We start from the raw sequence: 25,947 nt of genomic DNA, 5'->3' as shown, positions 1-25,947 counted from the left end.
CTCGTCGTCGAGCCGGGTGAACGACAGCATCTGCGCGGTCTCCCGGTGCGGTGAGGGCCGGGTTTCCCGGGCCCCCGCCGGTCGGACGTGTGCCGCGAGTCGGCCCAGGAAGTCGGCGGGCCGGTGAGGTCCTCGATCCCCGGCCCCGGATGAACCAGTCCCCGCATACGGCACGGTGTGATCTGGATCATAGGCCCGGAGTGCATCGTAGTGCCGGTCCCACGGCCTTTCCCTGGATGTAGAGGGTTGACCGGAACGGGGACGGTGCGGATGGAGCAGAGTCGAGCCGAGGGGTTCGACGGGTTCGTGGCGGCCCGCTGGTCGGCGTTGCTGAACCTCGCCCGTCTCCTCGTCGGAGGCGATCGGCACCGTGCCGAGGACCTGCTCCAAGAGGCCCTGGTCAAGCTCTGGTTCGTCTGGCCCAAGATCGCCGACGAGGCGCCGGAGGCGTACCTGCGCAAGGTGCTGGCGCGAGCGGCGGCGCGCTCGGCGCGGCGGCTGTGGTGGGGCGAGCGCCCGGTGGAGCAGCTGCCCGACCTGGCGGCGACGGGGGACGTCTCCGCCGCGGTGGTGGAGCGCTCCCGGCTGGAAGCCGCGCTGGCCCAGTTACCGCCGCGGCAGCGGACCGCGGTGGTGCTGCGCTACTACCAGGACCTGTCGGAGAAGCAGGTCGCGGAGGTGTTGGGCTGCCCGGTGGGCACAGCCCGATCCCACGCGTCACGCGGCGTGGCCCGGCTGCGTCGGATCCTGGCCGATGTCATCGAGCCGGTGGGGTGAAGGGGAGGCCATGGATCACTTCGAGCGGGAGTTGTCGCGGATGATGCGCGACACCCAGGAACACGCCCCCTTCGAACCGCGGCACCGACAACGCCTGCGGTCCGGAGTACGGTCCCGGCGGCGGGCCCGCGTGGCCCAGCGGGCCGTCGGGTGCGCCCTGGCCGTCGCCGGACTCGGCATCGGCTTCTTCCTGCTGCCCCGCGACCCCGTCGAGAACAGGCCCCAGGCTCCCCTTCCGCGGCCGGTGACGAGCCCGGCCGCACCGACCACGACTCCGACCCGCACTCCGGACGCGCCCCCGTCCCGGTCCTCGGCCGCCCCGCCCCCCACCGCGACCGCCGACCCGACCGTCGGGGGAACCGTCGGTCCCTCGGAGACGCCGACCATGCCTGGGAATGCGACCAGGCCGCCCTCCGGCGCGAGTACCTCGTCGACCGCGGCCCCGCCGCCGACCTCGGACTCGGCGGCGACGCACACGCCGTCCGCACCGACGACCATGCCCTCCAACAACGATCCGTCGGCGACCTGGGGCTCGGCCGACACCGGATAGCCGGCCCGGCCGTCACCGGACAGCCGGCCCCCACCCGTTCCCCGACCGACAACGACAAGCCGAGACCGGCACCTCGTAACTCCTGACCCCTGCCCGTCGGTCGCACCATCGCCGCGAGTGACCTCGGCATGCCCTGCGACAGAACACAGACACGGACACAACGTGACAAATGCCGGGACGGCCGCACTGAAGGGCCACTCCATGGATCATCCGGATCACCCGGGGGACTCCTCGACCGACTGGCCACTGGACCAACTGCCGCTCCGCACACCGGTGTCGGCGCACCACCGGGATCCCGTTCTGGACGTGGTGGTCCCGGTGTTCAACGAGGAGGCGGAACTGGAGCCGAGTGTGCGGCGGCTCCACGCGCATCTGCGCGAGACCTTCCCGTACCCGTTCCGGATCACCGTCGCGGACAACGCCAGCACCGACGACACCCCACGGATCGCGGCCCGGCTGGCCGCCGAGTTACCGGAAGCGCGGTGGCTGCGACTGGCCGAGAAGGGGCGAGGCGGCGCGCTGCACGCGGCGTGGTCGAGCTCGCGGGCACCGGTGCTCGCCTACCTGGACGTGGACCTGTCGACCGACCTGACGGCGCTGCTGCCGCTGGTCGCCCCGCTGATCTCCGGCCACTCCGACCTCGCGATCGGCACCCGCCTGGCCCGTGGCGCCCGCGTGGTGCGGGGCCCGAAGCGCGAGGTCATCTCCCGTTGCTACAACGTCCTGTTGCGCTCCACCCTCGCCGTGGGGTTCTCCGACGCGCAGTGCGGATTCAAGGCGGTACGACGCGATGTCGCCGAGCGGCTGCTGCCCCTCGTCCAGGACTCGGGGTGGTTCTTCGACACCGAACTGCTGGTGATAGCGGAGCGGGCCGGGTTGCGCATCCACGAGGTGCCGGTCGACTGGGTGGACGATCCCGACAGCCGGGTCGACATCCTCTCCACGGCGCTGGCCGACCTGCGCGGCATCGCCAGGATCGGCCGGTCCCTGGCCCGGGGCACGCTGCCGACAGCCGGGCTGCGGCGAGGCGGCGCCGACCACTCGGCCGGCGGTCTGGCCGGCCAGCTGCTGCGCTTCGCGGCGGTGGGAGCCGTGAGCACCGTCGGATACGTGCTGCTGTACGCGCTGTTGCGCCCGCCGACCGGACCGCAGGCCGCCAACGCGCTGGCCCTGTTGGTCTGCGCGGTCGCCAACACGGCCGCGAACCGCCGGCTCACCTTCGGGCTGCGCGGGCGGGGCGGCGCGCTGCGCCACCAGGCAAAGGGCCTGCTGGTCTTCGTGGTCGGTCTGACGCTCACCAGCGGATCACTGGCCGTGCTGCACCAGGTGGCACAAAGACCCGCGCGGCCCACCGAGATCGTGGTGCTGGTCGCCGCCAACCTGGCCGCGACACTCCTGCGCTTCCTGCTCTTCCGGGCCTGGGTGTTCCCCGCGCGCCGCCGCGAGACGGGATCCACGGCCGCATGAACCACACCATGCCGACACCCGCGGTCATCCCCGGCCCGGACCCCACCGAGTCCGCTGTCTCCGTCTCCGTCTCTGTCTCCGGCCCGAGCCCCGCCCACGACCCGAGCCGCACCCCGCATCGCTGGTGGAGGCACGACTGGCGTGCACGCCTGAGACGCTGGGCCGCCCACTACGGTCCCGTACTGGCCCTTTACGGCGTACTGAAGCTCATCGGCTTCTCCGTCTTCATGTACCTGCTCAACTCCTCGGGGGAGTACCGGAAAAGGGACCCGCGTTTCGGCGGCGGCGCCCATGCCTGGGACGTGCTGGCGAGCTGGGACGGCTGGTGGTACCAGCAGATCGCCGCCCACGGCTACGATCCCGCTCTCGTCCCGGTCTCCGGCGCCAAGGGACTCATCACCCTCGAGGGCAACTCGGCCGCGTTCTTCCCGCTCTACCCGGCGACGATGCGGATCGTCTCCGAAGCCACGGGGCTCGGTCTGTACGGCTCCGGCATGCTCGTCTCGGTCGTCGCCTCGTTCGTGGCCGCCCTCGGCGTCTACGCCGTCACCGCCCGGTTCGGTGGCCGCCGGGCCGGGCTGGCCGCGGCCGGACTGTGGGCCGTCTGGCCCGGCTCGGGCATGGAGTGGGCGGCCTACTCGGAGTCCCTCTACGTGGCCCTCGCCGTCTGGGCCTGCCACGCCGTGATGAGCGACCGCTGGCTCACCGCCGGCATCCTCACCTTCGCCGCCGGCCTCAACCGCCCCACCTCTGTCGCGCTCATCGCCGCGCTCACCGTCGCCGGGCTGCTGGCGCTCCACCGCCGTCACGACGACATCGCCCGCCCATGGACCGCGATCCTGATCGCGCCGCTCGGACTCGCCGGGTACCTGCTCTGGGTCGGCAACGAGATGGGTGACCTGAGCGGCTACTTCAAGCTTCAGAAGGGGGCCTGGGCGCACACCTTCGACTACGGCGAACAAACCGTCGACGTGTTCGCCTCCATGGCCGTGGGCCGCTTCGACTACCTCTTCGCGTATCCCCTCGAGGACACCATCGGCGCGGGCGTCGTCCTCCTGGCGGTGCTGCTGGTCCCGCTGCTGATCCGCCTGCGCCCACCGGCCCTCCTGCTCGTCTACACGCTCCTCACCCTCGTCCTGGTCCTGGGCAGCCAGCAGATATTCGGCAACGTCTCCCGCTACCTGCTCCCGGTCTTCCCCCTCTTCATCCCGGTGGCCGTCGCGTTGCGCCGCCTCGGTCTGCCCACGCTGTTCACCCTGCTCGGCATCACAGCGGTCGCGTCGGGCTCGTACGCGGGATACGTGCTCTTCGAAGTGGGGGTCCCGTAGGCCCCGCGCCCTACCGCCCGCTACCCCTGGTGGACCGGTCGCACGGTCATGATGTCCAGGTCCCAGTCCAGGAGCCGGGCCAGGTCGTCGTCGCCGGGCCGGGACGGGGGCGCTCCGCCGACGGGGCGGGTGTGGGTGCCGCGGGAGATGTTCCCGCTGACGGTGGTGTTGTGCTCGGTGCGCGGGCGGCGCAGTGACTCGTAGTGGGAGAGGGCGGTCTCGGTGTCGGGGGCGTCGCGCAGGGATTTCGCGAGGACGACGGCGTCCTCCAGCGCCATTGACGCGCCCTGCCCGGTCGCGGGGGAGGCCGCGTGGGCCGCGTCGCCGATCAGCAGCGTGCGGGCGGTGCGCCAGGGGGCGCCCGGGGGCAGCTCGGTGGCGTTGGTGACCATGATGTCGTCGGTGGTGGCCGCCACGACCTCCGCGGCGACGGGGGCGTCCGCGCGCAGCGACGGCACGAGCAGGTCGCGCCAGCCGGCGGGGGTGCCCCGGGCGATCTCGTCCAGGGGCAGGGGATCGCCGGGGACACGCGCGAACCAGTAGCTCTCACCGTCGGGCGACACCGCGCAGCCGAAGCCGCCCGGGCCGCCTCGCACCATGGTGATGCAGGCGTCCGGGCCGGGCAGCGCGGTGGCGCCGGTGTAGCCGTAGAAGACGCGTTGGCCCGCGTGACGCGGGCGGGTGGCGGGCTCGACGGCCCGGCGCACGGTGGAGTTGAGACCGTCGGCGCCGACGAGTACGTCGCCGGTCTCGGTGCTGCCGTCGGCGAAGTGCGCGGTGACGCCGCCGGGGCCGTCCTGGACCGAGGTGAGCCGGGCACCGTGGCGGATGTCGACGCCGCGGCGTGAAGCCTCCGCCTGCAGGGCCCTGTTGAGCTCGCCGCGGCGCAGGCACCGGTAGCGCAGCAGGGGGTCGGCGGCCTCGCCGAGCGGAACGTGCGCCACCGCCGTGCCCGCGCCGTCGAGAACGCGCATCGAGGTCAGCGGAAAGCCGACCGCGGTGACGGCGGCGGAGGCGTCGAGCTGTGCGAGGGCGCGCATGCCGTTGCTCGCCAGGGTGAGGAACGCGCCGATGTCCTCGGCCGAGTCGGGGTGCGCCTCGTACACGACGACGTCGATACCCGCCTTGCGCAGGGCCACGGCCGCCGCCGTACCCGCGATTCCGCCGCCGATGACGAGAACGCGCGCCACATCACACCCCGTTCGTCCGGTTCGGCCGCCGCGGCCGCACCTTCGGGTGGGAAACGTCCGGGCGGCGGTGACGGTTCCGGCCGAACGGGCGGGCGACCGCGGGACGATCGGACGGCGTGCCTCAGTCGTGGGACCGCGGCTGCCCGGCGCGGGAGGCGCACAGCGACGGGTCCTCGTCGAGGCACCGCCGGAGATGGGGGAGCATGCCGCGCTCCAACAGGGCCTGCCGCCACTCCAGCCAGGACTGCTCGCGCCGTTCCCCCGGCGCGCGACCGGCACGTCGGCGCACCATCCTGCCCATCGGTGCCACGAGCGCGACGAGCGTGCTCAAGGCCGCCACGAGGGCGAGAACCCAGCCGGCGGTGGTCAGTGAACTCGGCAGTGGGCCGCGTACGTCCGCCAGGTGGAGCAGGTGGCCGAGCACCAGCAGGACGGCGGCGGAGGTGCAGGCCAGCAGGGGCGTGAGAACGGCCGGCGCCGACAGCGGTCCGACCTCGGCCGGCCGACGTGCCCCGGTGTCCGAGGCGTGCTGCCGCACCCCGGTACCCGTCGCCGCCGCGTCCAGGTCGAGGCACGCGAGGTACGCGCGGTACTCGGCCCGTGCCGGCGTGGCTATGTCCTCGGCGTCCGCGAGTGCGCGGACCCGCAGGCGCCGGGCGGCCAGGCCGGCCGGGTCGGCGCGCAGGGCGCTGCGGATGTCGGGGGTGTTCAGTGCCAGGTGCAGCACCGCCTCGAAGTCCGCGCGGTGCTCGGGGCGGAGGCCGGACGGTCCGCTCACATAATCTCCTCAGGGGTGGGTGCCGACGGTGGTGGACGCGGCGGGCCGGGCCGTTCCCGAGAGCCGGCCCGGCCCACCCGTGGCCGCAGACGGTGACGCCGAAGTCGGCGGGCGATCCCGGCCGGCCCGGAAGCGTAACCCTGGCCGACCGCGCGGAAGACGACGTTCCGCGCGCGTCACCGTCCTCGGACCAGCCCCGCCAGATAGCGCCACAGCGACGAACGCGGCCGTTCGGCGCCGTCGACGGTCGGCGGGTGACCGGGCGGGGGAGGGACGACGGGCAGTCCGGCCGCCTCCGGGCCGGCGGGCGGGTCGGCGAGCGTGTAGCGGACCGGGAGCGAGCGCAGGCCGCGCATGAAGGGGGACGACCGCCAGGGCAGTTGGTCGACCGGCAGCGACAACTCCAGCCCGGACAGCCGCTCGAGCAGCCGGCTCGCACCGATCGACGCCGTGGTGGTCGCCAGTTCCCTCGCCGGGCACTGACGGGGCCCGGCACCCCAGGACAGGTGCGCCCGGGTACTGATCGTCCGGGCGGGGCAGACCCCCTCGGAGAACGCCGGGTCCGCGTGCGCGGCACCGACGGACACCCACACCGGATCGCCCGCGGCGATGGTGTAGTCGCCCAGCCGGGTGTCGGTCAGCGGGAACCGCGGCACGAAGTTGACCAGCGGGGGCTTCTGCATCACCACCCGGTTCATGGTCTCCCTCATCATTCCCGCCGACAGACTGGCACGCGCCGAACCGTTTCCGCTGATCACCTCGACGACCGCGTTGGAGATCAGGATGCCGACGTGGTCGGAGGTCATGCCGAGCAGCATCATCAGCTCACGGGACAACTCCTCGACGCCGAGGCCGGGGTGGGAGGCGAGCAGGTAGGAGGGGAAGTCCTCGCCCGGCTGCTTCATCTTCCACGCCCCCAGCTCGGACAGGGCGGCCAGCAACCGCTCCAGCGCGGGCCCGGCGTCCGGGCCGGCGTCCAGCACCCGCCACATGTCCATCAGTACGTCGTCGTGCTGCGAGCCGGGGAAGCCGAGCAGATGACTGGCGACCATGAGGGGCAAGGGGCGCGAGAACTGGGCGGAGAGATCAGCCCAGCCGCTGCGGCCTCCCTGGGAGAACAGGGTGATGAGCTCGTCCGCGTCGCGGGCGATCTTCGCCCGGAGCTGCCGGGCCTGGGGCTGCCGGGGGTCCTGGAAGGGCCTGAGCGCGGCGTCCCACGCGCCGCGCAGGCTCGGGTAGTCGGCGCCGCCCTGGATCAGTATGTGGTTGACGTCGAGCGACGGGGCCAGTGGCCAGTCCTTGGGCAGCCGGCCCTCCTGCCGCGCCCGCCAGTTCTCCAGCCCCTTCGGCCAGGCGCTGTCGTTCTGCAGGACCTCCAGGGACTCCTTGTAGCCCAGCACCAGCCAGACGGGCACTCCCAGCAGGTCCACCGGCGCGACCGGACCGTGCGTCCGACGCAGCCGCTCGTAGACGAGCTCCGGGCGGGTCTCGTAGTCCCGGGTCATGAGCGGCTCCAGGCTCATCGCCTCCAGCGGCTCGTGACGGGCTGGCGACCCGTCGCTCAGTTGGGACCCCATGGCTTCCTTTCCTCTGCCAGCGCCGCTCCTGTCACGGAACGCTGTGTGAACATGACGATCTGAAGAGTAAAGATGATCGCCCCGGGCGTGGCTACAGCGGGGGCGGACCTCTCCGAGGCGGCGCCGCTCACCGTCGGACGCAGGCCCTGACGTGCGCATGTGGGAATCCGCGAGCGTTCACAGCGAAACGCGGGCGCGTGACCCCGCTTCCCGAGGGCGCGTCTTGCCTGCCCGGTGTGCAGGGCGCACGCTGGATCCATGGGTGCGCACGAGGGCCCCACGCTGATCACGTCCGTCCAGCGGGCCTTCCGGCTGCTGGAGGCCGTGGGCGCGCACGACAACGGCGCGCCGGCCAAACAGCTGGCGCGGGAGACCGGCCTGCCTCTGGCCACCGCCTATCACCTGCTGCGGACGCTGGTCCACGACGGCTATGTGCGCAAGCTCGCCGACGGCGGGTTCGTCCTCGGGGACAAGGTCCAGACCCTGCACACCACGGGCCGGGGGCAGGCGCTGCTCAGCCGGGTGCGTCCCACGCTCGCCGCGCTGCGGGACGAGATCACGGCCGCCGCGTACCTGACTTTCTACGAGGACGGCGAGATCCGGGTCGCGGAGATCGTCGACGGTCCGCGGACACCCCGCGTCGATCTGTGGGTGGGGTTCGAGGACGCGGGGCACGCCACCGCGCTGGGCAAGGCTGTGCTGCGGGAACTCGACGACGAGGCCCGCAAGGACTACCTCTCCCGGCACCACCTCGCCGACCTCACCCCGCAGACCGTCACCAGCCTGCCTGAGCTGTTGCGCCGACTCGACTCCTCGCCGGTGGCCCCGGCCGTCACGGACCTGGAGGAGTACGCCCTCGGCACGGTCTGCGTCGCCGTACCCGTGTACAGCGGGGACGTGCTCGGCTCGCTCGGCGTCTCCCTGCCGGCCTCCCGGCTCTCCCGGCTGCGGGAGGTCCAGGAGCGTCTGCTCCCGACCGCGACCCGCGTGACCAGGAGCCTCTCGCTCACTATCTGAAAACCCGCTTCTTGTGACCATCGGGCCGAATCCGTTTCCTGGAGGAAGGAGACAGCTCAGGGGCCTGCCCCGTGTACAGGTGAGGACAGCGGACACAACATGAGCCAGGCCCGAGACCATGGTGGAGACCAGTGGCCGACGCGTTCGCCCGGAGACCGGGTGGCCGGACCCGGGGCCCCGCCCCGCAGGCGGGCCGCCGCGCAGCTGACCGCCGGTATACCCGTACTGCCCGTGCTGATCGTTTCCGTGATCGTCCTCGTGGACCTTCTCGGCGGAGCGGGGATGATCTGGCTGCCCCTGCTCGCGGCCGGTCCCGCGCTGGCCGCCTCCACCAACGGGCCCCGCGGAGTCCTCTGCGTCGGCGCCCTCGCCACCACGCTCGGCGCGACGCTGGGATCCCGGGACGGTGTCCCGGCACGTGAACTGGTGGCCGTCCTGTCCGCCCTGGCGGCCGTCACCCTGGCGAGCGGCCTGGCGAGTGCGCTGCGTGGCCGCCGGGAACGGGTCCTGGCCGCCGTCCGCTCGGTCGCGGAGACCGCCCAGCACGCCCTGCTCAAGCCCGTACCGGCGACCGTCGGCCCCTTCCAGGCGGCCGTCCGCTACAGCGCCGCGGCGGCCGAGGCCCGCATCGGCGGGGATCTCTACGCGTTGATACCCACCCCGTACGGGGTCCGGCTGATCGTGGGCGACGTGCGCGGCAAGGGACTGCCCGCCGTGGGGACCGCCGCGCTGGTGCTCGGTGTCTTCCAGGAGGCCGCCCACGACGAGCCCAACCTCCTCGCCGTGGTCGACCGGATCGAACGCAGCCTGGCCCGCAACCTCGGCTGCGACGACTTCGTCACCGCCGTGGTCGCCGGATATCCGCGGCCGGGGCAGCTGGAGGTGGTGAACTGCGGCCACGCGCCTCCGCTGCTGGTGCGCGAGCCCGGCCACGTCGCGGCCGTGGAGCCCCCGCGTCCGGCCCCGCCCCTCGGGCTGCGCGCCCTCGCGGGCCAGGGCCCCGCCCTCCAGGTGCTGCCGTTCGCCGACGGGGACCAACTGCTGCTCTACACCGACGGGGTCACCGAGGCCCGCGACCGGGGCCGTGCGTTCTACCCGCTGAGCGAGGGGCTGGCGCGCCACCTGTCCGACGAGCCGGAACGCACCCTCACCGCGCTCCACAACGAACTGCTGGACCATGTGGGCGGCCGGCTGCACGACGACGCGGCACTGCTGCTGATCCGCAAGCCGGCCGCGCCCGAACCGGCGGTCGCCCAACCGACCGCTGTGTGACACCCGTTGGCACCGGCTACTCCCCGGACGGAGCCGTCAGAGGGATGCCCGTGGCCACCGGCGTACCGAAGTTCGGTGTGCCGTCGGCGTTCCAGGTGAACTTCTGCGCCCTGGTCGAGCGGTTCATGTCACAGCCGCCGTTCGTGGAGCTGTTGGCGTGGTAGACCATCCAGTCCTCGGTCCCGTCGGGCGACGTGAAGAAGCCGTTGTGGCCGGGCCCGTACACACCGTTGGCGTTGGACCGCTGGAAGACCGGGTTCGGGGACTTGACCCATGAGGAGGAGTTGAGCGGGTCACCGCCGTTGTACGTCAGCATCCCCAGCTTGTAGTCGGGCGTGGAGCAGTGGCTCGCGGAGTACACGATGAAGGTCTTGCCGCCCCGTTGGAGCACCTCGGCGCCCTCGTTGACCGCGCCGCCCACCGTCTCCCAGCTGTAGGTGGGCGTGGACAGCACACGCCGGGTGCCGCTCGCGGTCCACGGGTTGGAGAGCGGCCGGATGAACATCGGCTGCGAGCCGTTGTAGTAGGTGCCCAGCAGGTAGAGCTTGCCGCCCAGTTGGAGGATGCTCGGGTCCAGCTCCCAGGTGTTGTCCTGGGACGGGTCGAGCAGGTCCGCCTTGAAGGTGTAGGGCCCCATCGGGTCCAGGCCGGCGCTCTCCAGCACATGGATCCGCTGGGTGCCCAGGTCGTACGGTTCCCGCCCGGCCGTGTAGTAGAAGTACCACCGCTTCCCGTTCGGGCCGTCGAGCAGGTGGAACTCCGGGGCCCACATCGTGCCCGCCCCGTTGGGCCGGGTCAGGTTGAAGATCACCTGTGCGTCGGCCGTGGCGAGCCCCGCCAGGGTCCGGGACTTGCGCATGGTGACCGTCGAGTTCCAGGTCGTGGTGGCGAGGTAGTAGTACCCGTCGTGGTACGTGAGCCAGGGGTCGGGCCCGCGCTGGGCGATCGGGTTGGTGAACGTGCGCGGGCTCGTGCCGCCGCCGGTGAAGCCGGGCAGTCGCCACACCCTGCCGTTCGCGGCGGCGCACGGCAGCTGCACCAGGCCGGTGTCGGAGGCCGAGGAGCCGCCGCTCGGGCTGACGCACTTGCCGGAGCTGACGGACACCAGGTTGAAGGTCTTGTCGGTGCCGCTCACCGTCGCCGGGACGAGGCGCCACTGCTGGTTCGTCTCGCCGTGGCAGGGCCACTGGATGATCGTGGCGTTGTCCGCGGTGGACGCGCCGGAGACGTCGACGCACTGACCGGACTGGGTGGTGACGGTGTAGGTGTCACTCGTCCCCGCGACCGGGGTGAAGCCGAGGTTCTGGTTCGCGGCGCCGCCGCAGATGAAGGCGCGCAGCTGGGTTCCGTTGGTCGACGAACTGTTCGGCAGGTCAAGGCAGTTGCCGCCGTTCTGGTTCACCCCGGTCGAGGTGAACGTGACGGCCGCGGCAGCGGGCGGAGGCGCCACCAGGAAGGCGACCACCATGGTGAGTACGCCGATGAGCGCGGACAGACATCTGGAACGGGTCACGGTCCGTACACCTTTGCTTCGAGGAGGCCGACGGAGTTGGTGCCGTTGCTGGTGAGCTGCACCCGTAGCCGGGTGGTGTTGGTGGCGTTGAAGGTGACGGTGTTGTACTGGTTCCTGGCAACTGGGTAGCCACTCGCGCCGGGCACGTCGACGTAGGCACCGCCGTTCCAGTACTGGAGTTTCCACGAGGCCGGCATGTCGATGCCCTGGTCGTCGTCGAAGAAGTACACCTCGGCTTTGTCGATCGTCTTCGCCGACGGCCAGGTCAGCTCGGCCCACTGCTGTCCGCTCTCCGGCCAGGTGCCCCAGCGCGGGTTCACGGTGTCGTTGGACGAGGGCGGGTCGATGCCGTCGTTGACCGCGGTGACGCTCTCCCAGGACGAGGTGTACGACGCCGACGCCGTCGCGGAGGTCGCCAGGTTGGCCGATGGCTGGGGTGGCTGGACGCCGCCCCGGTTGTACACCTTGACCTCGGTGAGGCCTGTCTTGGCGCCGGACGCGTTGGTGGCCAGGACCCGTATGCGCTGGGCGCTGAGCGCGGGGAAGCGCACCACGTTGTAGTTGGCGCGCGGCGCCGCCGGGTTCTTGGTCTGGTTCGGGGCGTTCACCCATGAACTGCCGTCGTAGTACTGGATGGTGTACGCGGACGGTGCCCGGTAGGTCGTACTGGCCGGGCGGCTGTCCTTGAAGTACAGGCGCACCTCGTCGAGCGTGCGGGCGGTGCCGAAGTTCAGCTCGTACCAGTCCTGGCTGCCTGGGGAGCCGCCCACGCCCCAGAACGGCTCGTTGGTGGGGTACCCGTCCACCGCGCCGGACACGCTGCTGCCGGAGCCGGTGAAGGAGGCGGACGCCGTCGCCCCGGAGGCGAGGTTGGTCAGGTCGGCGGTCAGGTCGACGCCCGCCTTGGCAAGCATGTCGACCATCCGGGGGCTGTTCTGCACCACCTGGTTGGGTGCCTTGAGCCCGGCGACGGCCGTGTGGTGGGTGACCCTGCCGCTCGTGGTGACGTCTCCGGTGGCCGGGTCCCAGGTGAAGGGGACCAGCGAGTCGACGGTGGCGGCCCGGCTTCCGTTGACGTAGATCGAGTACCCCTCGGGCACGCCCGGGTAGCGCACCACGCCGTCGGCGGGGTCGTCCCAGACGACGGTCAGATCGGCGCCCCGGTAGCGGAGGTTGTTGACGGTGAAATGGTCCCAGCCGATGTCGATGGGGGAGAGCTCGACCTTGGCGTCGTTGCGGGGTCGCAGACCGGCGACGTCCTCGATCACGGTCCAGTTGCTGCTGCCCAGGATGTTGTGGTGGATCCAGGACCGGTAGTCGATTCCGCTGCCGTTCCAGTCGGCCCAGAACTCGTTGGCGTCGGGCCACTGGGTGTTGCCGCCGACGTACTGCGCCCAGGCGTTCCAGTAGAGCAGCTTCTTGTAGTCGGTCGCTTTCATCCAGGAGTTGGGGTAGTTGCGCAGGACCGAGGAGTACAGCCGGAACTGCACGGTGGAGTTGATGGTGGAGAAGTTGTTGGAACCCGGGTTCCCCGCGTCCGCCGCCGCCTTCTTGTCGGCCTGGTTGGCCGTGTAGAAGGGGAAGACGGGGTACTGGGCCGGGTCGTCGAACAGACGCAGCGCCTGCTTGTACGTCGCGGTGTCGGGGACGGCCCCGACGGAGAACGGGTAGTAGTTGTTGATCTCCTTCCAGGGCACCCACTCGTTGGTCGACTTGAGCCGGTGCTCGAACAGCTGCCGGTTCGGGTTCCACAGCACGTTGACGATGGCGTCCTTGATCTGCGTGGCGAGGGTGCGCATCTCGGTGGCCTTGGCCGTGTTGCCGGTCGCCTCGTAGGCCTGCGCCGCGGCGAGGGCGCCGCTGTACTGGTAGGCGGACTCGGCGCGGTCCATGGTGCCGGGCTTCCAGTGGAAGGACACCGCGTCGGCGTCGTTGCCGGTCAGGGCGCCCCAGTCGTACTCGATGAGCTTGTTGTTGTCGTGGTCGTAGTGCGCGAGTTGGCCCTTGACGTCGCCCTCGGCGTAGCGGGCCAGGCTGCCGGCGATCGCGGGCTGGCCGCCGTGGATCTGGTAGCTCTTCCAGGCCGCCTCGGCGATGTACTGGGTGTAGCTGTTGGACCAGTTCTCCGGGTCACCCGGGTTGTCGAGGAACCGCCCGCCCTTCGACGTCTGGCCGACGCTGAGCCAGTCGCCGTACGCGTAGGACGGGTCGCGCAGGTACTTGAGGTCGTCGATGTGCATGGGCTGGGTGAGCGCGATCGCGTTGTTGTAGCCGAGGACGCCTTCGGTCGAGGTCGGGAACTGGAAGGTCTGTCCGGGGATGTCGGCGTCGAGGTTGTTGAAGCGCATCAGCCACCAGCGGTAGTAGATGCTCTTCTTGATCGCGGGCTCGGGCACGTCGATGTAGGGCACGTTCCGCGCCCACCACAGGTTGTAGGCCCTGACGTGGGTGGCGAACGCGGTGGCGTTGGAGTAGCCCGCGTAGGCCTGGTACTCGGTGAGCGAGGCGGGGATCTCGTCGGTGACGAAGCCCATCACCACCTTGGCTGTCACCGTCGCCCCGGCCGCGATCGTCACGGAGCGGTTCAGCCCGCCACTGGAGACGGTGAACCCGTCACCGGTCAGCCGGGGGCGGATGGTGGTGAGGTTGTTGTAGGCGTTCACCTGCCCGGTGAGCTCACCGCCGGTGCCCGCCGTGGCGTACGGGGAGGTCGCCCGCAACTGCAGGGTGGTCGCACCGCTGCCGTTGTTCTTGATCGACAGGTTGGTCACCGCGACGTTGTTGTCGGTGATGAACTTGGTCTGGTCGACCGTGACCGAGCCGCCCGTGTGCACGCTCTTCCAGTGACTGGGCGTCTGCCGGCGCAGGGAGACCTGCTCGGTGAAGGTGCCCGGGCTGATCGCGACCGTGTAGGCGTTGTTGTCGTTGATGCTCTCCCAGTAGGCGACCCTGCCGCCGAACCCGAGCTTGGAGGGGTCGTGCTCCTTCATGAAGAGGGCCCGACCGCGGGTCATCAGCCAGGGACCGGACGGGTCGTTGCCGGTGCGGGCCAGCAGACGGTCCATCCAGAAGTCGGTTCCCGAGCTCTCCGCGTCGTAGATGGTCCGCATCATGTCGCCCGGTGTGTAGTCGACGGGCGGGGCCGGGATCGCGGGGCCGGTGAAGGTGGGGAACCCGATGGTCTGGGCAGCGGCGGCCGGGGTCGCGGTGACGACGGAACAGACGCTGAGCACCAGGGCGACGAGGAGACACCTCGTGCGTCGGCGCCGTGACAGTAAGACGTGCGGTCTTCTCATCGGATGCTCCCCTGTCCCGTTGACAAGCGCTTGCTCGCGATGACGCCGACGTGCGTGGTCCGCAGAGCACGGAAACGGACCTGAAAGGTTTTCGCAACGTAGGAGCGAGCTGATGGAGTGTCAAGAGGAGTGTGGGAGACCGGCGTTGAGCACGCCCCGGTTCAGGACAGGGCCGCCGTGGACCCCCGGATCACCACACGGCAGGGCAGGGTCTCGATCCCCGGCCGCCGGGCCCCGCCGATCGCGGTGAACAGGGCGTGCGCGGCCGCCCGCCCGACCTGTTCGAGGTTCATGTCGACGCTGGTCAGCGGTGGTCGGGAGGAGGAGGTCAGCACCTGCCAGTTGTCGAAGCCCATGACCGCGACGTCCTCGGGCACCCGCTGGCCGCGCTCGCGCAGCACGTCCATGACACCGCGGGCGATCTGGTCGCTTCCGCACAGCACGGCGTCCACGTCCGGATGCCCCTCGAGCAGCATCGCGGTGGCCGCCCGCCCCCACCCCTCCGACCACGCCCCGAACCGCGGTTCGCCGACCAGGGCCAGGCCGGCGTCGGCGAGCGCGGCCCGGGCACCCGAGGCCCGGTCCTGTGCGGCGGAATACCCGGGATCGCCGGTGATGTGGGCGATCCGGGTCCGGCCGCAGGCGAGCAGGTGGTCCACCGCGATGCGGCCCGCGCCGACGTTGTCCGGCACGATGGACAGGTCCTGAGGGTCCTGCGACGGGGCGTAGGCGTAGACGACGGGAACCGGCAGCTCCCGGCCCAGTGAGCGCCGGGGATCGGTCCGGCTGCCGACGACGATCAGGCCGTCGACCCGGCGCCCGAGCAGCGCCCGCACGTGGTGCTGTTCGCGGATCGCGTCGCCGCGTGCGTCGCAGAGGAACACCGCGACCTCGCCCGCCCCGAAGGCGTCCTCGGCGCCCATGAGGATCGGAATGCTGAACCGGCCCTCCAGGTCGCTGGTGAGCAGACCGACGGTGCCCGTGCGCCCGGCCAGCAGACCGCGGGCCACCTGGTTGGGCCGGAACGACAGCCGCTCCGCCGCCTCGATCACCCGCTGTCTGGTCTCCGCGCGTACCTGGCTGCGGCCGTTGAGGGCCTTGGACGCCGTGGCCACGGACACGCCCGCCAGCCGGGCGACCTCGACGAGCGTGGCGGGCTGCGGACGGGCCGGGCCGGTGGCCTGTGACATGGTCGCTCTCCTGTCTCGCGCGGCCTGCCGACGCCGTCGAGGGCGGCACGCCATGCGTAAAACAGTACGCGAAAGACTTTCGGTCAGGGTGTCCGCACGGGTTTCGGTGATCCGTCTGCAGCCGTTCCCTGCAAGGGGATTGACGGGTACTTGGCAGAGTTCTAGCGTCACAGAAAACCTTTTCGGTCCTTTCCGCCTCTCGGTTCAGTGCCACCACATCCACCGTCCCGCCCGGCCGGCCCGTTCGTGGCCCGCCGCAACTCAAGGGGGATCGATCATGGGGAGCACGGTCGGACCACATGGGCAGCTGCGCCGCCTCGCCACCGGCGTCGTCGCGCTGCTCGCCGCCGCGAGTCTGGTCACGGCCTGCGGGTCGGATGAGGACGGCGCGGGCGGTGGAGGCGGGGGACAGGCCGACGCGAAGGGGGTCGACGACGGCGCCACGCTCACGATGTGGACACGCGCGGCGACCCGCCCGCAGAGCGAGGCCCTTGTCAAGGCGTACAACGCGAGCCACAAGAACAAGGTCGAACTGACCGTCGTACCGACCGACGACTACCAGGCCAAGGTCGGTGCCGCCGCCGGTTCCAAGGACCTGCCCGACCTGTTCGCCTCCGACGTGGTGTTCGTTCCGAACTACACCTCCAGCGGGCTCTTCGCCGACCTCACCGAACGCGTCGACGCCCTGCCCTTCGCCAAGGACCTGGCGCAGTCGCACATCAAGGCCGGCACGTACGAGGGCAAGAAGTACGTCGTCCCGCACACCCTCGACCTGTCGGTGCTCTTCTACAACAAGGAGCTCTACCGGCGAGCGAAACTCGATCCCGAGAAGCCGCCCACCACCCTGAAGGAATGGGACCGCCAGGCGCGGGCGGTGGACGCGCTGGGCGGCGTCGACGGCACCTTCTTCGGCGGGAACTGCGGCGGCTGCGGCGTGTTCACCTGGTGGCCCTCCATCTGGGCCGCCGGCGAGGACGTGCTGAACGAGGAGGGAACCGAGGCGCAGCTCGCCTCCGCCACCGCGAAGAAGGTCTACGACACCTATCGCGGGTGGGCGAAGGACGACATCGTCGCCCCCGGCGCGAAGGACGAGACCGGCGTGACCTGGACCGGCGTCTTCCCCAAGGGAAAGGTCGGCGTCATGCCCATGCCGTCGACGACCCTGGGGCTGATGCCCAAGGACCTCGACTTCGGGGTCGCGCCCATCCCCGGGCCCGACGGCGGCAAGTCCACCTTCGTCGGCGGTGACGCCATCGGTATCTCCGCCACCAGCAAGTCCACCGACCAGGCATGGAACTTCCTCGCCTGGTCCCTGGGCGACAAGGCACAGGTCGACGTGGTCGCCGCGCACAAGGACGTGGTGGCCCGCACCGACCTCGCGTCCAACAAGTACTCCAAGGCGGACCCCCGACTGGTGACCATCAACCAACTGGTGGCGGACGGCCGCACCCCGTACGCGATGAAGTTCGGCCAGACCTTCAACGACCCCAACGGGCCCTGGCTGACCCTGATGCGCGACGCCGCCTTCGGCGACGGGAGCTCCGTGGACAAGGACAACGACGCGGTCTCCGCGTCACTGGCGGACTAGTCCGGCCCCCCGGCTCGCGCACCCGGCAATCCTCCGCACCTAAGTGCCTGTCGTTTGGATCACGCCGCAGACGCGGGGCGTGGCACGCCCATCTGCCGCGTTGTCGTCGGTTGCCGATGCTCCGCATCGACGCCCTCCTCCGCCTTGCAGCTGCACGCCCCACGCCCCGCTCACCGGCGCTGACAAGGCACTCTCGGTTCCCTGCGACCTGATCCAAACGACAGGCCCTGACCCGGCAAAGGAGAGACATGCAGGTGAAGGTGGCCGACGAGACAGCGGCGACCGAACACCGGACCCGGCCGGAACGCCGGGTCCGTCCGCCCCGCGCGGCCGCGCCCCGGTGGCGGTCCCGCAAGGCCAAGGGGCTCGCCTACGCGGCCCCCACGGCCGTGTTCGTCACCGTCTTCTTCCTGCTCCCGCTGCTGCTCGTCGGGCAGATGTCGCTCAGCGACTGGCCCCTGCTGGCCGGTGACCGGGGCGTCAACGCCCCCGAGAACTACACCGAGGTCACCGACAGCACCCTGTTCTGGCCCGCGGTCCGCTTCACGCTCCTCTACACGGCGATCGTCACGGTCGCCCTGCTCGGCCTGGCGCTTCTGCTCGCCCTGCTCGTGCAGGAGTCCCGCCCGGGCGCGGGCTTCTTCCGCACGGTCTACTTCCTGCCCGGCGCCCTCGGACTCGCCTCCGCCTCCCTGCTGTTCTGGGGCCTGTACAGCCCCACCACCGGGCCGCTCAGCCGCGCCCTGGAAACGCTCGGCCTCGTCGACGACCCGGTGTCCTTCCTCGGCACCCCGACGGCCGCTCTGCTGTCGACGGTCTTCCTCATCGTCTGGAAGTTCGCCGGCTTCTACATGCTGATCCTGCTCGTGGGCATCCAGCGCATCCCCCACGAGGTGTACGAGGCGGCCCGCATGGACGGCGCCGGACGCGGCCAGATCTTCCGCTCCATCACCCTGCCGCTGCTGCGCCCGTCCATCGCGCTGAGTCTGCTGCTGTGCGTGACCGGATCCCTGCTCGCCTTCGACCAGTTCTTCATCCTCACCAAGGGCGGACCGGACAACAGCACCGTCACCATCGTCCAGTTGATCTACCGGGAGGCCTTCCAACGGCTGAACCTGGGCACCGCCGCCGCGCTGTCGATCATCGTGCTGGCCGTGCTGCTCCTGCTCAACGCCCTCCAGTTCCGCGGTCTGCGCCGCGCCGACGAGTCATGACGACCACGGTCCCTCGGACCAGTCATGAAACCCACGCCACCAGAAGGGACACCACGGTGCTCACCCGCGCCCTCGGCCGGACGCCGTACTACGTCGTCGCCGGAGGTCTGGCCGTCATCTTCCTGTTCCCGCTGCTGTGGAACGCCTGGTCCTCGGTCAGCGGACAGCCGGGCACCGCACAGGAATCCGGCTACGGCCTCGGCAACTACCGGACCCTGCTCGACTACGACGCCGGACTGTGGCGCTACCTCCTCAACAGCACCGTCGTCTCGACGCTGACCGTCCTGCTCACCCTCGGGGTGTCACTGCTGGGCGGCTACGCCTTCGCCCGCTTCGACTTCCCCGGCAAGAACCTGCTGTTCCTGCTCACCCTGGCCATCCTCATGGTCCCGTACGCCACCCTCCTCATCCCGCTCTACGTGCTGCTCGGCAGGCTCCATCTGCAGAACTCGCTGATCGGGCTGAGCCTGGTGCTGGCCATGTTCCAACTGCCGTTCGCCACCTTCATGATGCGGATCTCCTTCGAGGCGGTCCCACGCGAACTGGAGGAGTCGGCGCTCGTCGACGGCTGCGGCACGGCCGGGGCGCTGCGCCGGATCCTTCTCCCGGCGGTGCGGCCGGGACTGATCACCGTGGGGCTGTTCGCCTTCCTCGCGGCCTGGAACGACTTCATCGCCCCGCTGATCCTCATCTCCGACAGCGAGAAGGCACCCCTGCCGCTGGCCGTCGCCAATCTGCGGCAGCAGAGCATGGGAGCCGTCGACTACGGCGCCACCGAGGCGGGCGTGGTGGTGCTGGCCGTGCCCTGCCTGCTCCTCTTCCTGCTGCTGCAACGGCACTACATACGGGGCTTCATGTCCGGCGCGCTCAAGGGCTGACCGCCAACAGGAACAGGCCGACGCGCACACCGCACCGCACGCATGGAACCGCACAGACCGAACGGCCCGCACCGCAGACCGAAGGGACAACCGAAGGCATGAACTGGTGAGGGAGAACACGGCGCGGTCGTCGGTGGTGCCGGTGGCACCGACCCGCGGCCGGCTGCGACCGCTCGGCCTCGACGAGGTCCAGATCACCGGGGGCTTCTGGGCCGAACGCCGGCACACCAACGCGACCGCGACCATCGGCCACTGCCGCGACTGGATGGAACGCTCCGGCTGGACCGGCAACTTCCGGGCCGCCGCCGAGGGACGGGTCCACCGGGACCGGCGGGGACGGGAGTTCGCCGACTCCGAGCTCTACAAACTCCTCGAAGCGATGGCCTGGCAGTCCGCCACCGGCCCCGCACTCGACGCCGACATCGCCGCACTCACCGACGTCATCGCACCCGCCCAGGCGGCGGACGGCTATCTGAACACCGCCTACGGCCGCCCCGGCCAGCAGCCCCGGTACAGCGACCTCGAATGGGGCCACGAACTGTACTGCCAAGGGCACCTGATCCAGGCGGGCGTGGCCCAGACCCGGGCCCGGGGCGAGGGCGAGCTGGCGAAGATCGCCCGACGGGCGGCCGACCACGTGTGTGCCACCTTCGGCCGGGGCGGCATCGAGGGCGTCTGCGGACACCCGGAGATCGAGCCGGCCCTGGTCGAACTGGCCAGGGCGACAGGGGAGCAGCGCTACCTCGACCAGGCCGCGCTGTTCGTCGAGAGGCGTGGCCACCGCACGCTCGCCGACATCGAGTTCGGCCGCGCCTACTACCAGGACGACCTGCCGCTGCGCGAGGCGACGGCGCTGCGCGGGCACGCCGTCCGCGCCCTCTACCTCGCCTCCGGCGCGGTCGACGTGGCCGTGGAGACCGGCGACGACGACCTGCTCGCCGCGGTGGTACGGCAGTGGGAGGCCGCGGTAGCCCGGCGGACGTACCTGACCGGCGGCATGGGTTCGCACCACCGGGACGAGTCCTTCGGCGACGACTTCGTGCTGCCACCGGACCGCGCCTACTCGGAGACCTGCGCCGGTGTCGCCTCCGTCATGCTCAGCTGGCGGCTGCTGCTGGCCACCGGTGAGCCGCGCTTCGCGGACCTCGCCGAGCGGACCCTGTTCAACGTGGTCGCGACCTCGCCGTCGGCGGACGGCCGGTCCTTCTTCTACGCCAACACCCTGCACCGGCGCCACCGGGGTGCCGTACCCGCGCCGCACGCCGTGAGCCGGCGCGCCGAGTCGAGTCTGCGCGCGCCCTGGTTCGCGGTGTCCTGCTGCCCGACCAATGTGGCGCGGACGCTGGCCCAGCTGCCCGCGTATCTGGCGACGGCCGACGACCACGGCGTGCAGGTGCACCAGTACGCCGACGCGGAGATCGCCACCTCGCTCGCCGGCGGGCACGGCGTCGCCCTGCGGATCCGCACCGACTACCCGGCCGGCGGCACCGTGACGGTGCGGATCGGCCGGTCCACGGACCGCCCGTGGACCCTGTCGTTGCGCGTGCCCGACTGGACCGCGGGCGACACCGCCTGGCTGGTCGACCCGGACGGGCGGCGCCGCGCGGTCGCCCCGGGCACGGCCGGGACCACCCGGGTCTTCCGGCCCGGCGACGAGGTACGCCTCGAACTGCCCGTACGGCCGCGCTGGATCCGCGCCGACCCGCGGGTGGACGCGGTACGCGGGGCGGCGGCCGTGCAGCGCGGTCCGCTGGTGTACTGCGCCGAGTCCGTGGACCTGCCCGACGGGCACGAGGTCGACGCCGTACGGGTGGACCCGTCCGCGGAACCGGAGGACGGGCCGGACGGCGGGGGCGACACCGTCCTCGTCCCCGGTGAACTCGCCGAACCCGGTGCACCGCACGACCCCGCATGGCCGTACCGGCCCCTCGACCGAGCCACCGCTCCCACCGCTCCCACCGCCGAGCCCCGCACCATCGTCCTGGCCCCCTACCACTCCTGGGCCAACCGTGGGCCCACGACCATGCGGGTGTGGCTGCCGACGGTTGAAGGCCGGCCGACGTCCACAGGAGCGCAGCCGCAGGCCGCACCACAACCGAAGCCCACCGAAACAGACCCGAAGCCCACCGGAACACACCCGAAGGCCACCGGGAGGTAACCGTGCACGGACAACGAAGACGGCACCGCCGCGGCGCCCTGGCCGGAGCACTGGTCCTCGGGTTGCTGGCGCCGCTGGCCGCCACCGCACCCGCGTCGGCGGACAACTCGGCCATCGGCTACCCGGTGTATTCCGGCTCCGCGCACCCCGTGCCGAAGCTGCCGGCCGGCTTCACCACCCACCGCACGCTGCGCGCCCAGTACGAGGCCGACCGGAAGACGGGCGACGGCACCGACTTCTGGATGGACCGCATGCTGGCCCGCAAGGGCGCGGACCCGGCGGGTGACTGGCTGTTCACGCGCGGGCGGGCGGTGTTCATGAAGGAACACGATCCTTCCCGGCTCGGGTTCGCCGGCAAGGTCGCCTACTGGGAGAGCATCGACAACCGGTCGGCGTACACGGTGAACCTGTCCGTGGACGGCGAGGACCTGACCCTCCTTGAGAACACCGACGCCCGCACCCAGACCCCCAGTTACTGGCACAGCGAGTTCACCCACGAGGCCACCGGCCTGAAGGTGACGCAGACCAAGTTCATCACCGACGCCGACGTGGCCGTGACCGACCTGACCGTCGCCAACACGGGTGCGACGAGCCGGAAGGTGACCCTGCGCGCCTCGTCCCCGTACACCACCACCGCCGAAGGGCGCGAACTCACCGGCACGGTCGCCGCGAAGAACAACCTCACCACCGTCTTCCCCCGGCTCAGCGGCGACGGCATGGCACCCGACGGCGACACCCTGACCCGGACCCTCACCGTCCCCGCGGGCCGCGCACTCACCACGAAGGTCCAACTCGGCTTCGTCACCGAGGAGATCGCCCGTTCCCGCTCCGAGTACGACGGCGTGCGGAGGGCATCCCCGACCGCCGCCTTCCGCGCACATGTGCAGACGTACAACCAGTGGTGGGCCGAGAACCTGCCCTACCTCGACGTCCCGGACGACAACATCGAGAAGACGCTCTACTACCGCTGGTGGCTGCTGCGTTACAACTTCCTCGACGCCGACATCCCGGGCAACGACTACCAGTTCCCCACCTCCATGGAGGGCGTGCTGGGCTACAACAACGCCATCGCCCTCACCACCGGCATGTTCGTCGACGACCTCAAGTACCTGCGCGATCCGAGCTACTCCTACGGACCCTGGATGTCCGCCGGGGAGGTGTCGAAGAACGGCAAGTACACGGACAACCCGGGGGACCCGGAGAACTGGTCCAACAGCTACATCCAGTACATCTCCGAGGCCGCCTGGCGCTCCTACCAGGTGCACGGCGGGCCCGACGGCGTCGTGCGCAACCTCGCGCGCTACGCGGAGAAGGATGTCCGGGGGCAGCTGGAGAGTTACGACCACGACGGCAACGGTCTGATCGAGTACGACTGGGGCGCGATGACCGGCAACGACGCCGACGCGGTGTCCTTCGACTGGAAGCCGGGCAACCTGGACCGGGCCGAGTCGGCGTACGTGTACAGCAACGCCACCGCGGCGGCCCGCGCCTACGAACTCCTCGGCGAGAAGGACAAGGCGCAGGACATGCGGGGCGTCGCGAAACGGGTCAAGGACGCCGTCCTGACGTACCTGTGGGATCCGAAGGACAAACTCATCAAGCACCGGCACGTGGCCACCGACACCCTGGTGCCCTGGAAGGAGATCAACAACTACTACCCGTACAGCGTGGGTCTGATGCCCACGCCGGACGAGGACCCGCAGTACCTCGAAGCCCTGCGGCTGTGGGCGGACGACAAGCAGTACCCCGTCTTCCCGTTCTTCACCGCCAACCAGGCAGACAAGGCGGAGGCGGCCGAGCAGGGGAACCCCGGCAGCAACAACTTCTCCGTCATCAACTCCACCGTCACCTTCCGCTTCCTCTCCTCCGTCCTGCGGAAGTACCCGAACCGATACATCGACCGCACCTGGTACAAGAAGCTGCTGTCGTGGAACGCCTGGGCCCAGTACGTCGACGGGGACAACCGGTGGCCCGACCAGAACGAGTTCTGGTCGGACGGCAGCGCCGACCCGCAGAAGATCGGCTACCGGTCCTGGATCCACCACACCATCCTCGGCACCACCAACTGGACCGTGATCGAGGACGCGATGGGCTTCCGGCCCCGCGACGACCGGAAGATCGAGCTGTCGCCGATCGACGTCGACTGGCCCCACTTCGCCGTCACCGACATCAACTACCGCGGCACCGACGTCGCCGTGCTGTGGGACAAGCCCGGCGACGGCAGACGGCCGTACGGCCGCCAGGTCCCCGAGGGCTACTCCCTCTACCTCAACGGGAAACTCGCCCTCACCGCCGACCGCCTCACCCATCTCGTGTACGACCCCGTCACCCGCAAGGTGACCTTCCCCGACGGGGGCGGGGCCAAGGCCAGGACCACCGGCCTTCGTACGGCCGTCGCCGCACCGCAGGACGTCGAGTACGGCACGAAGGACCGTGTCACCGACCTCTTCGCCAAGGCGGGCCGGGACCTGACCGGTGTGGCGCAGCAGAACCTCGCCGCCGGTGCCACCGTCCGCGCCTCCTACGAGGCGGCGGGCCACCCGGTGGCCGGCGCGGTCGACGGCTTCACCATCAACGAGCCCTTCTGGGGTGCCCGCGGCTCGGGCAACACCGAGGACTGGTACGAGCTGGACTTCGGGCGACCGCGCGGCGTGGACGACGTCCGGCTCCACTTCTACAGCGACAAACGGCCGGACGGTTACGCCGAGCCCGCGCTCTACGCCGTGCAGTACCAGGACCGTGCCGGGCAGTGGCGGGACGTGGCCGGAGCGGCCAGGTCACCGGTCTTTCCACGGGCCAACCTCAACCAGGTGCGTTTCCGGAAGGCGACCACCCAGAAGCTACGGGTACTGATGCGCCACCGGGACGGCCACACCAGCGGCCTGAAGGAGGTCCAGGCCTTCGCCACCGGCGCCCGGGCCCCGGCGGCACGCAACCACGCGCCGTATGTCGAGGCGTGGCGTGACACCACGTACACCCGCCCCGGACAGGTCAGGCTCACGGGCGTCGTCAAGGACGACGGTCTCCCGGAGCGGAAGCTCACCGCCTCGTGGAAGGCGGTCGACGGCCCGGACGGCGGCACCGTCCTCTTCGACACCCCGGGCGCCTCGACGACCGTCGCCCGGTTCACCGAGGCGGGCACCTACACGCTCCAACTCACCGCGAGCGACGGCACGTCGGAGTCGTCGAAGAAGGTCGTCGTCAAGGCGGCGGGGCTCTCGGACGGACAGGTGAACGTGGCGCCGTCCGCCACGCCCACCGCGTCCTACACCTCGGGCTGGGAGTCGGTGGCGGCCCTCAACGACGGCCGGGAACCCGCCTCGTCGTCCGACGCGCCACGCTGGGGAAGCTGGCCCCAGAAGGGCACCCAGTGGGTGCAGTACACCTGGGACGACCCCGTCCGCGTGGACGGCTCCGACCTGTACTTCTTCCGCGACGCCCAGCCGGGCGCGGACGACGGTGTCGGCGTCCCGTCCTCCTGGGTCATCGAGTACCGCGACGGCGACACCTGGCGCGAGGTCGCCTCACCCAGCGGCTACGGCACGGCGGAGGACCGCTACAACCGGACCACCTTCACCCCCGTCACCACCACCGCCCTGCGGGCCAGGCTGACCGGCCATCCCAACCTCGCCCTCGGCGTGCAGGAGTGGAAGGTGTACGCCCAGACGCCGGAGTCGGTGCGCGAGGTCCACGTCCCCACCCCGCGCGGCAGGATCCCGCAACTGCCGGGCCAGGTCACGCTGGTCTACCCGGACGGCTCGACGGCACGCTCGCCGGTCGCCTGGCCGGCCCTCACCGCGGAGCAGGTCGCCGAGGGCGGCACCAGCGTACGGATCACCGGGCTCGCCGACAGGGCCGCGCAGCCCGTCACCGCGACCGTGTGGGTGCGTCAGAGCGACGCGGTCGAGATCACCAGCCTCGCCGAGGAACGGCTCACCAGCCGGACCGGACGGGCGCCCACCCTTCCGCCGACCGTCGTCGCCACCTACAACGACGGATCCAAGGACAGCGGCGTCCCGGTCACCTGGGACCCGGTGGATCCGGACCGGTACGCGCAGCCCGGAACCTTCGAGGTGAAGGGAACGGTGTTTGGCACCACCTACCGGGCCACGGCCACCGTCACCGTGACCGCCCCACCTGGATGACCGCCTCCG

General features: G+C 70.9%; 17 protein-coding genes. 11 read left to right on the top strand and 6 right to left on the bottom strand.

The window, feature by feature from the left end:
* The first annotated feature begins 270 nt into the window (after positions 1–270).
* The 4 genes from ABZ027_RS38440 to ABZ027_RS38425 all read left to right on the top strand — a co-directional run bounded on the left by ABZ027_RS38440 (position 271) and on the right by ABZ027_RS38425 (position 4,122).
* On the top strand, positions 271–777 hold the full coding sequence (locus ABZ027_RS38440) for a SigE family RNA polymerase sigma factor (protein WP_356776848.1): 507 nt from the start codon (positions 271–273) through the stop codon (positions 775–777).
* Between the two features lie 10 nt (positions 778–787).
* Complete coding sequence (locus ABZ027_RS38435) at positions 788–1,327, top strand: hypothetical protein (protein WP_356776846.1); 540 nt, start codon at positions 788–790, stop codon at positions 1,325–1,327.
* Between the two features lie 201 nt (positions 1,328–1,528).
* The gene (locus ABZ027_RS38430; RefSeq protein WP_356776844.1) at positions 1,529–2,794 is read left to right on the top strand and encodes a bifunctional glycosyltransferase family 2/GtrA family protein; all 1,266 of its coding nucleotides are present in this window, start codon (positions 1,529–1,531) and stop codon (positions 2,792–2,794) included.
* Positions 2,791–4,122 (top strand): hypothetical protein, encoded by a 1,332-nt coding sequence (locus ABZ027_RS38425; protein ID WP_356776842.1) that lies wholly within the window; start codon positions 2,791–2,793, stop codon positions 4,120–4,122. Before ABZ027_RS38430 ends, ABZ027_RS38425 begins: the two co-directional genes overlap by 4 nt.
* A 20-nt stretch (positions 4,123–4,142) precedes the next feature.
* On the opposite strand, the gene ABZ027_RS38420 is transcribed toward ABZ027_RS38425, so the two are convergent.
* From ABZ027_RS38420 to ABZ027_RS38410, 3 genes are all read right to left on the bottom strand, one after another.
* A complete protein-coding gene (locus ABZ027_RS38420; RefSeq protein WP_356776854.1) occupies positions 4,143–5,420 on the bottom strand; it encodes an FAD-dependent oxidoreductase in 1,278 nt (425 codons plus the stop codon).
* 13 nt (positions 5,421–5,433) lie between these two features.
* A complete protein-coding gene (locus tag ABZ027_RS38415) occupies positions 5,434–6,090 on the bottom strand; it encodes a hypothetical protein (protein ID WP_356776840.1) in 657 nt (218 codons plus the stop codon).
* A 176-nt stretch (positions 6,091–6,266) separates the two neighbouring features.
* Positions 6,267–7,667: a cytochrome P450 gene (locus ABZ027_RS38410; RefSeq protein WP_356776838.1), complete on the bottom strand. Its 1,401-nt coding sequence runs from the start codon at positions 7,665–7,667 to the stop codon at positions 6,267–6,269.
* A gap of 258 nt (positions 7,668–7,925) precedes the next feature.
* Here ABZ027_RS38410 and ABZ027_RS38405 point away from each other — a divergent pair, with 258 nt between their 5' ends.
* A complete protein-coding gene (locus tag ABZ027_RS38405) occupies positions 7,926–8,684 on the top strand; it encodes an IclR family transcriptional regulator (protein ID WP_356776836.1) in 759 nt (252 codons plus the stop codon).
* A gap of 99 nt (positions 8,685–8,783) precedes the next feature.
* Positions 8,784–9,956: a PP2C family protein-serine/threonine phosphatase gene (locus tag ABZ027_RS38400; protein ID WP_356776834.1), complete on the top strand. Its 1,173-nt coding sequence runs from the start codon at positions 8,784–8,786 to the stop codon at positions 9,954–9,956.
* A 16-nt stretch (positions 9,957–9,972) separates the two neighbouring features.
* On the opposite strand, the gene ABZ027_RS38395 is transcribed toward ABZ027_RS38400, so the two are convergent.
* The 3 genes from ABZ027_RS38395 to ABZ027_RS38385 form a co-directional block, all read right to left on the bottom strand.
* The gene (locus ABZ027_RS38395; protein WP_356776832.1) at positions 9,973–11,469 is read right to left on the bottom strand and encodes a family 43 glycosylhydrolase; all 1,497 of its coding nucleotides are present in this window, start codon (positions 11,467–11,469) and stop codon (positions 9,973–9,975) included.
* Positions 11,466–14,765, bottom strand: coding sequence for a discoidin domain-containing protein (locus tag ABZ027_RS38390; RefSeq protein WP_356776830.1), 3,300 nt, complete (start codon positions 14,763–14,765; stop codon positions 11,466–11,468). Before ABZ027_RS38390 ends, ABZ027_RS38395 begins: the two co-directional genes overlap by 4 nt.
* A 161-nt stretch (positions 14,766–14,926) precedes the next feature.
* Positions 14,927–15,955, bottom strand: a complete 1,029-nt coding sequence (locus ABZ027_RS38385; RefSeq protein ID WP_356776828.1) for a LacI family DNA-binding transcriptional regulator — start codon at positions 15,953–15,955, stop codon at positions 14,927–14,929.
* 277 nt (positions 15,956–16,232) lie between these two features.
* Here ABZ027_RS38385 and ABZ027_RS38380 point away from each other — a divergent pair, with 277 nt between their 5' ends.
* From ABZ027_RS38380 to ABZ027_RS38360, 5 genes are all read left to right on the top strand, one after another.
* Complete coding sequence (locus ABZ027_RS38380) at positions 16,233–17,543, top strand: sugar ABC transporter substrate-binding protein (protein WP_356776826.1); 1,311 nt, start codon at positions 16,233–16,235, stop codon at positions 17,541–17,543.
* 248 nt (positions 17,544–17,791) lie between these two features.
* Positions 17,792–18,757: a sugar ABC transporter permease gene (locus ABZ027_RS38375; RefSeq protein WP_356776824.1), complete on the top strand. Its 966-nt coding sequence runs from the start codon at positions 17,792–17,794 to the stop codon at positions 18,755–18,757.
* Between the two features lie 56 nt (positions 18,758–18,813).
* Positions 18,814–19,635, top strand: coding sequence for a carbohydrate ABC transporter permease (locus ABZ027_RS38370; RefSeq protein WP_356776852.1), 822 nt, complete (start codon positions 18,814–18,816; stop codon positions 19,633–19,635).
* A gap of 106 nt (positions 19,636–19,741) precedes the next feature.
* Entirely contained in the window at positions 19,742–21,793 is a 2,052-nt protein-coding gene (locus ABZ027_RS38365; protein ID WP_356776822.1) for a beta-L-arabinofuranosidase domain-containing protein, read from the top strand.
* A gap of 2 nt (positions 21,794–21,795) precedes the next feature.
* On the top strand, positions 21,796–25,938 hold the full coding sequence (locus ABZ027_RS38360) for an Ig-like domain-containing protein (protein ID WP_356776820.1): 4,143 nt from the start codon (positions 21,796–21,798) through the stop codon (positions 25,936–25,938).
* The last annotated feature ends 9 nt before the right edge of the window (positions 25,939–25,947 follow it).

This window comes from Streptomyces sp. NPDC006332 (assembly GCF_040612855.1).
Taxonomy (GTDB): Bacteria; Actinomycetota; Actinomycetes; order Streptomycetales; family Streptomycetaceae; genus Streptomyces.
Note: the sequence above shows the minus strand (reverse complement) of the source record. Positions and strands in the feature narration are given on the sequence as shown.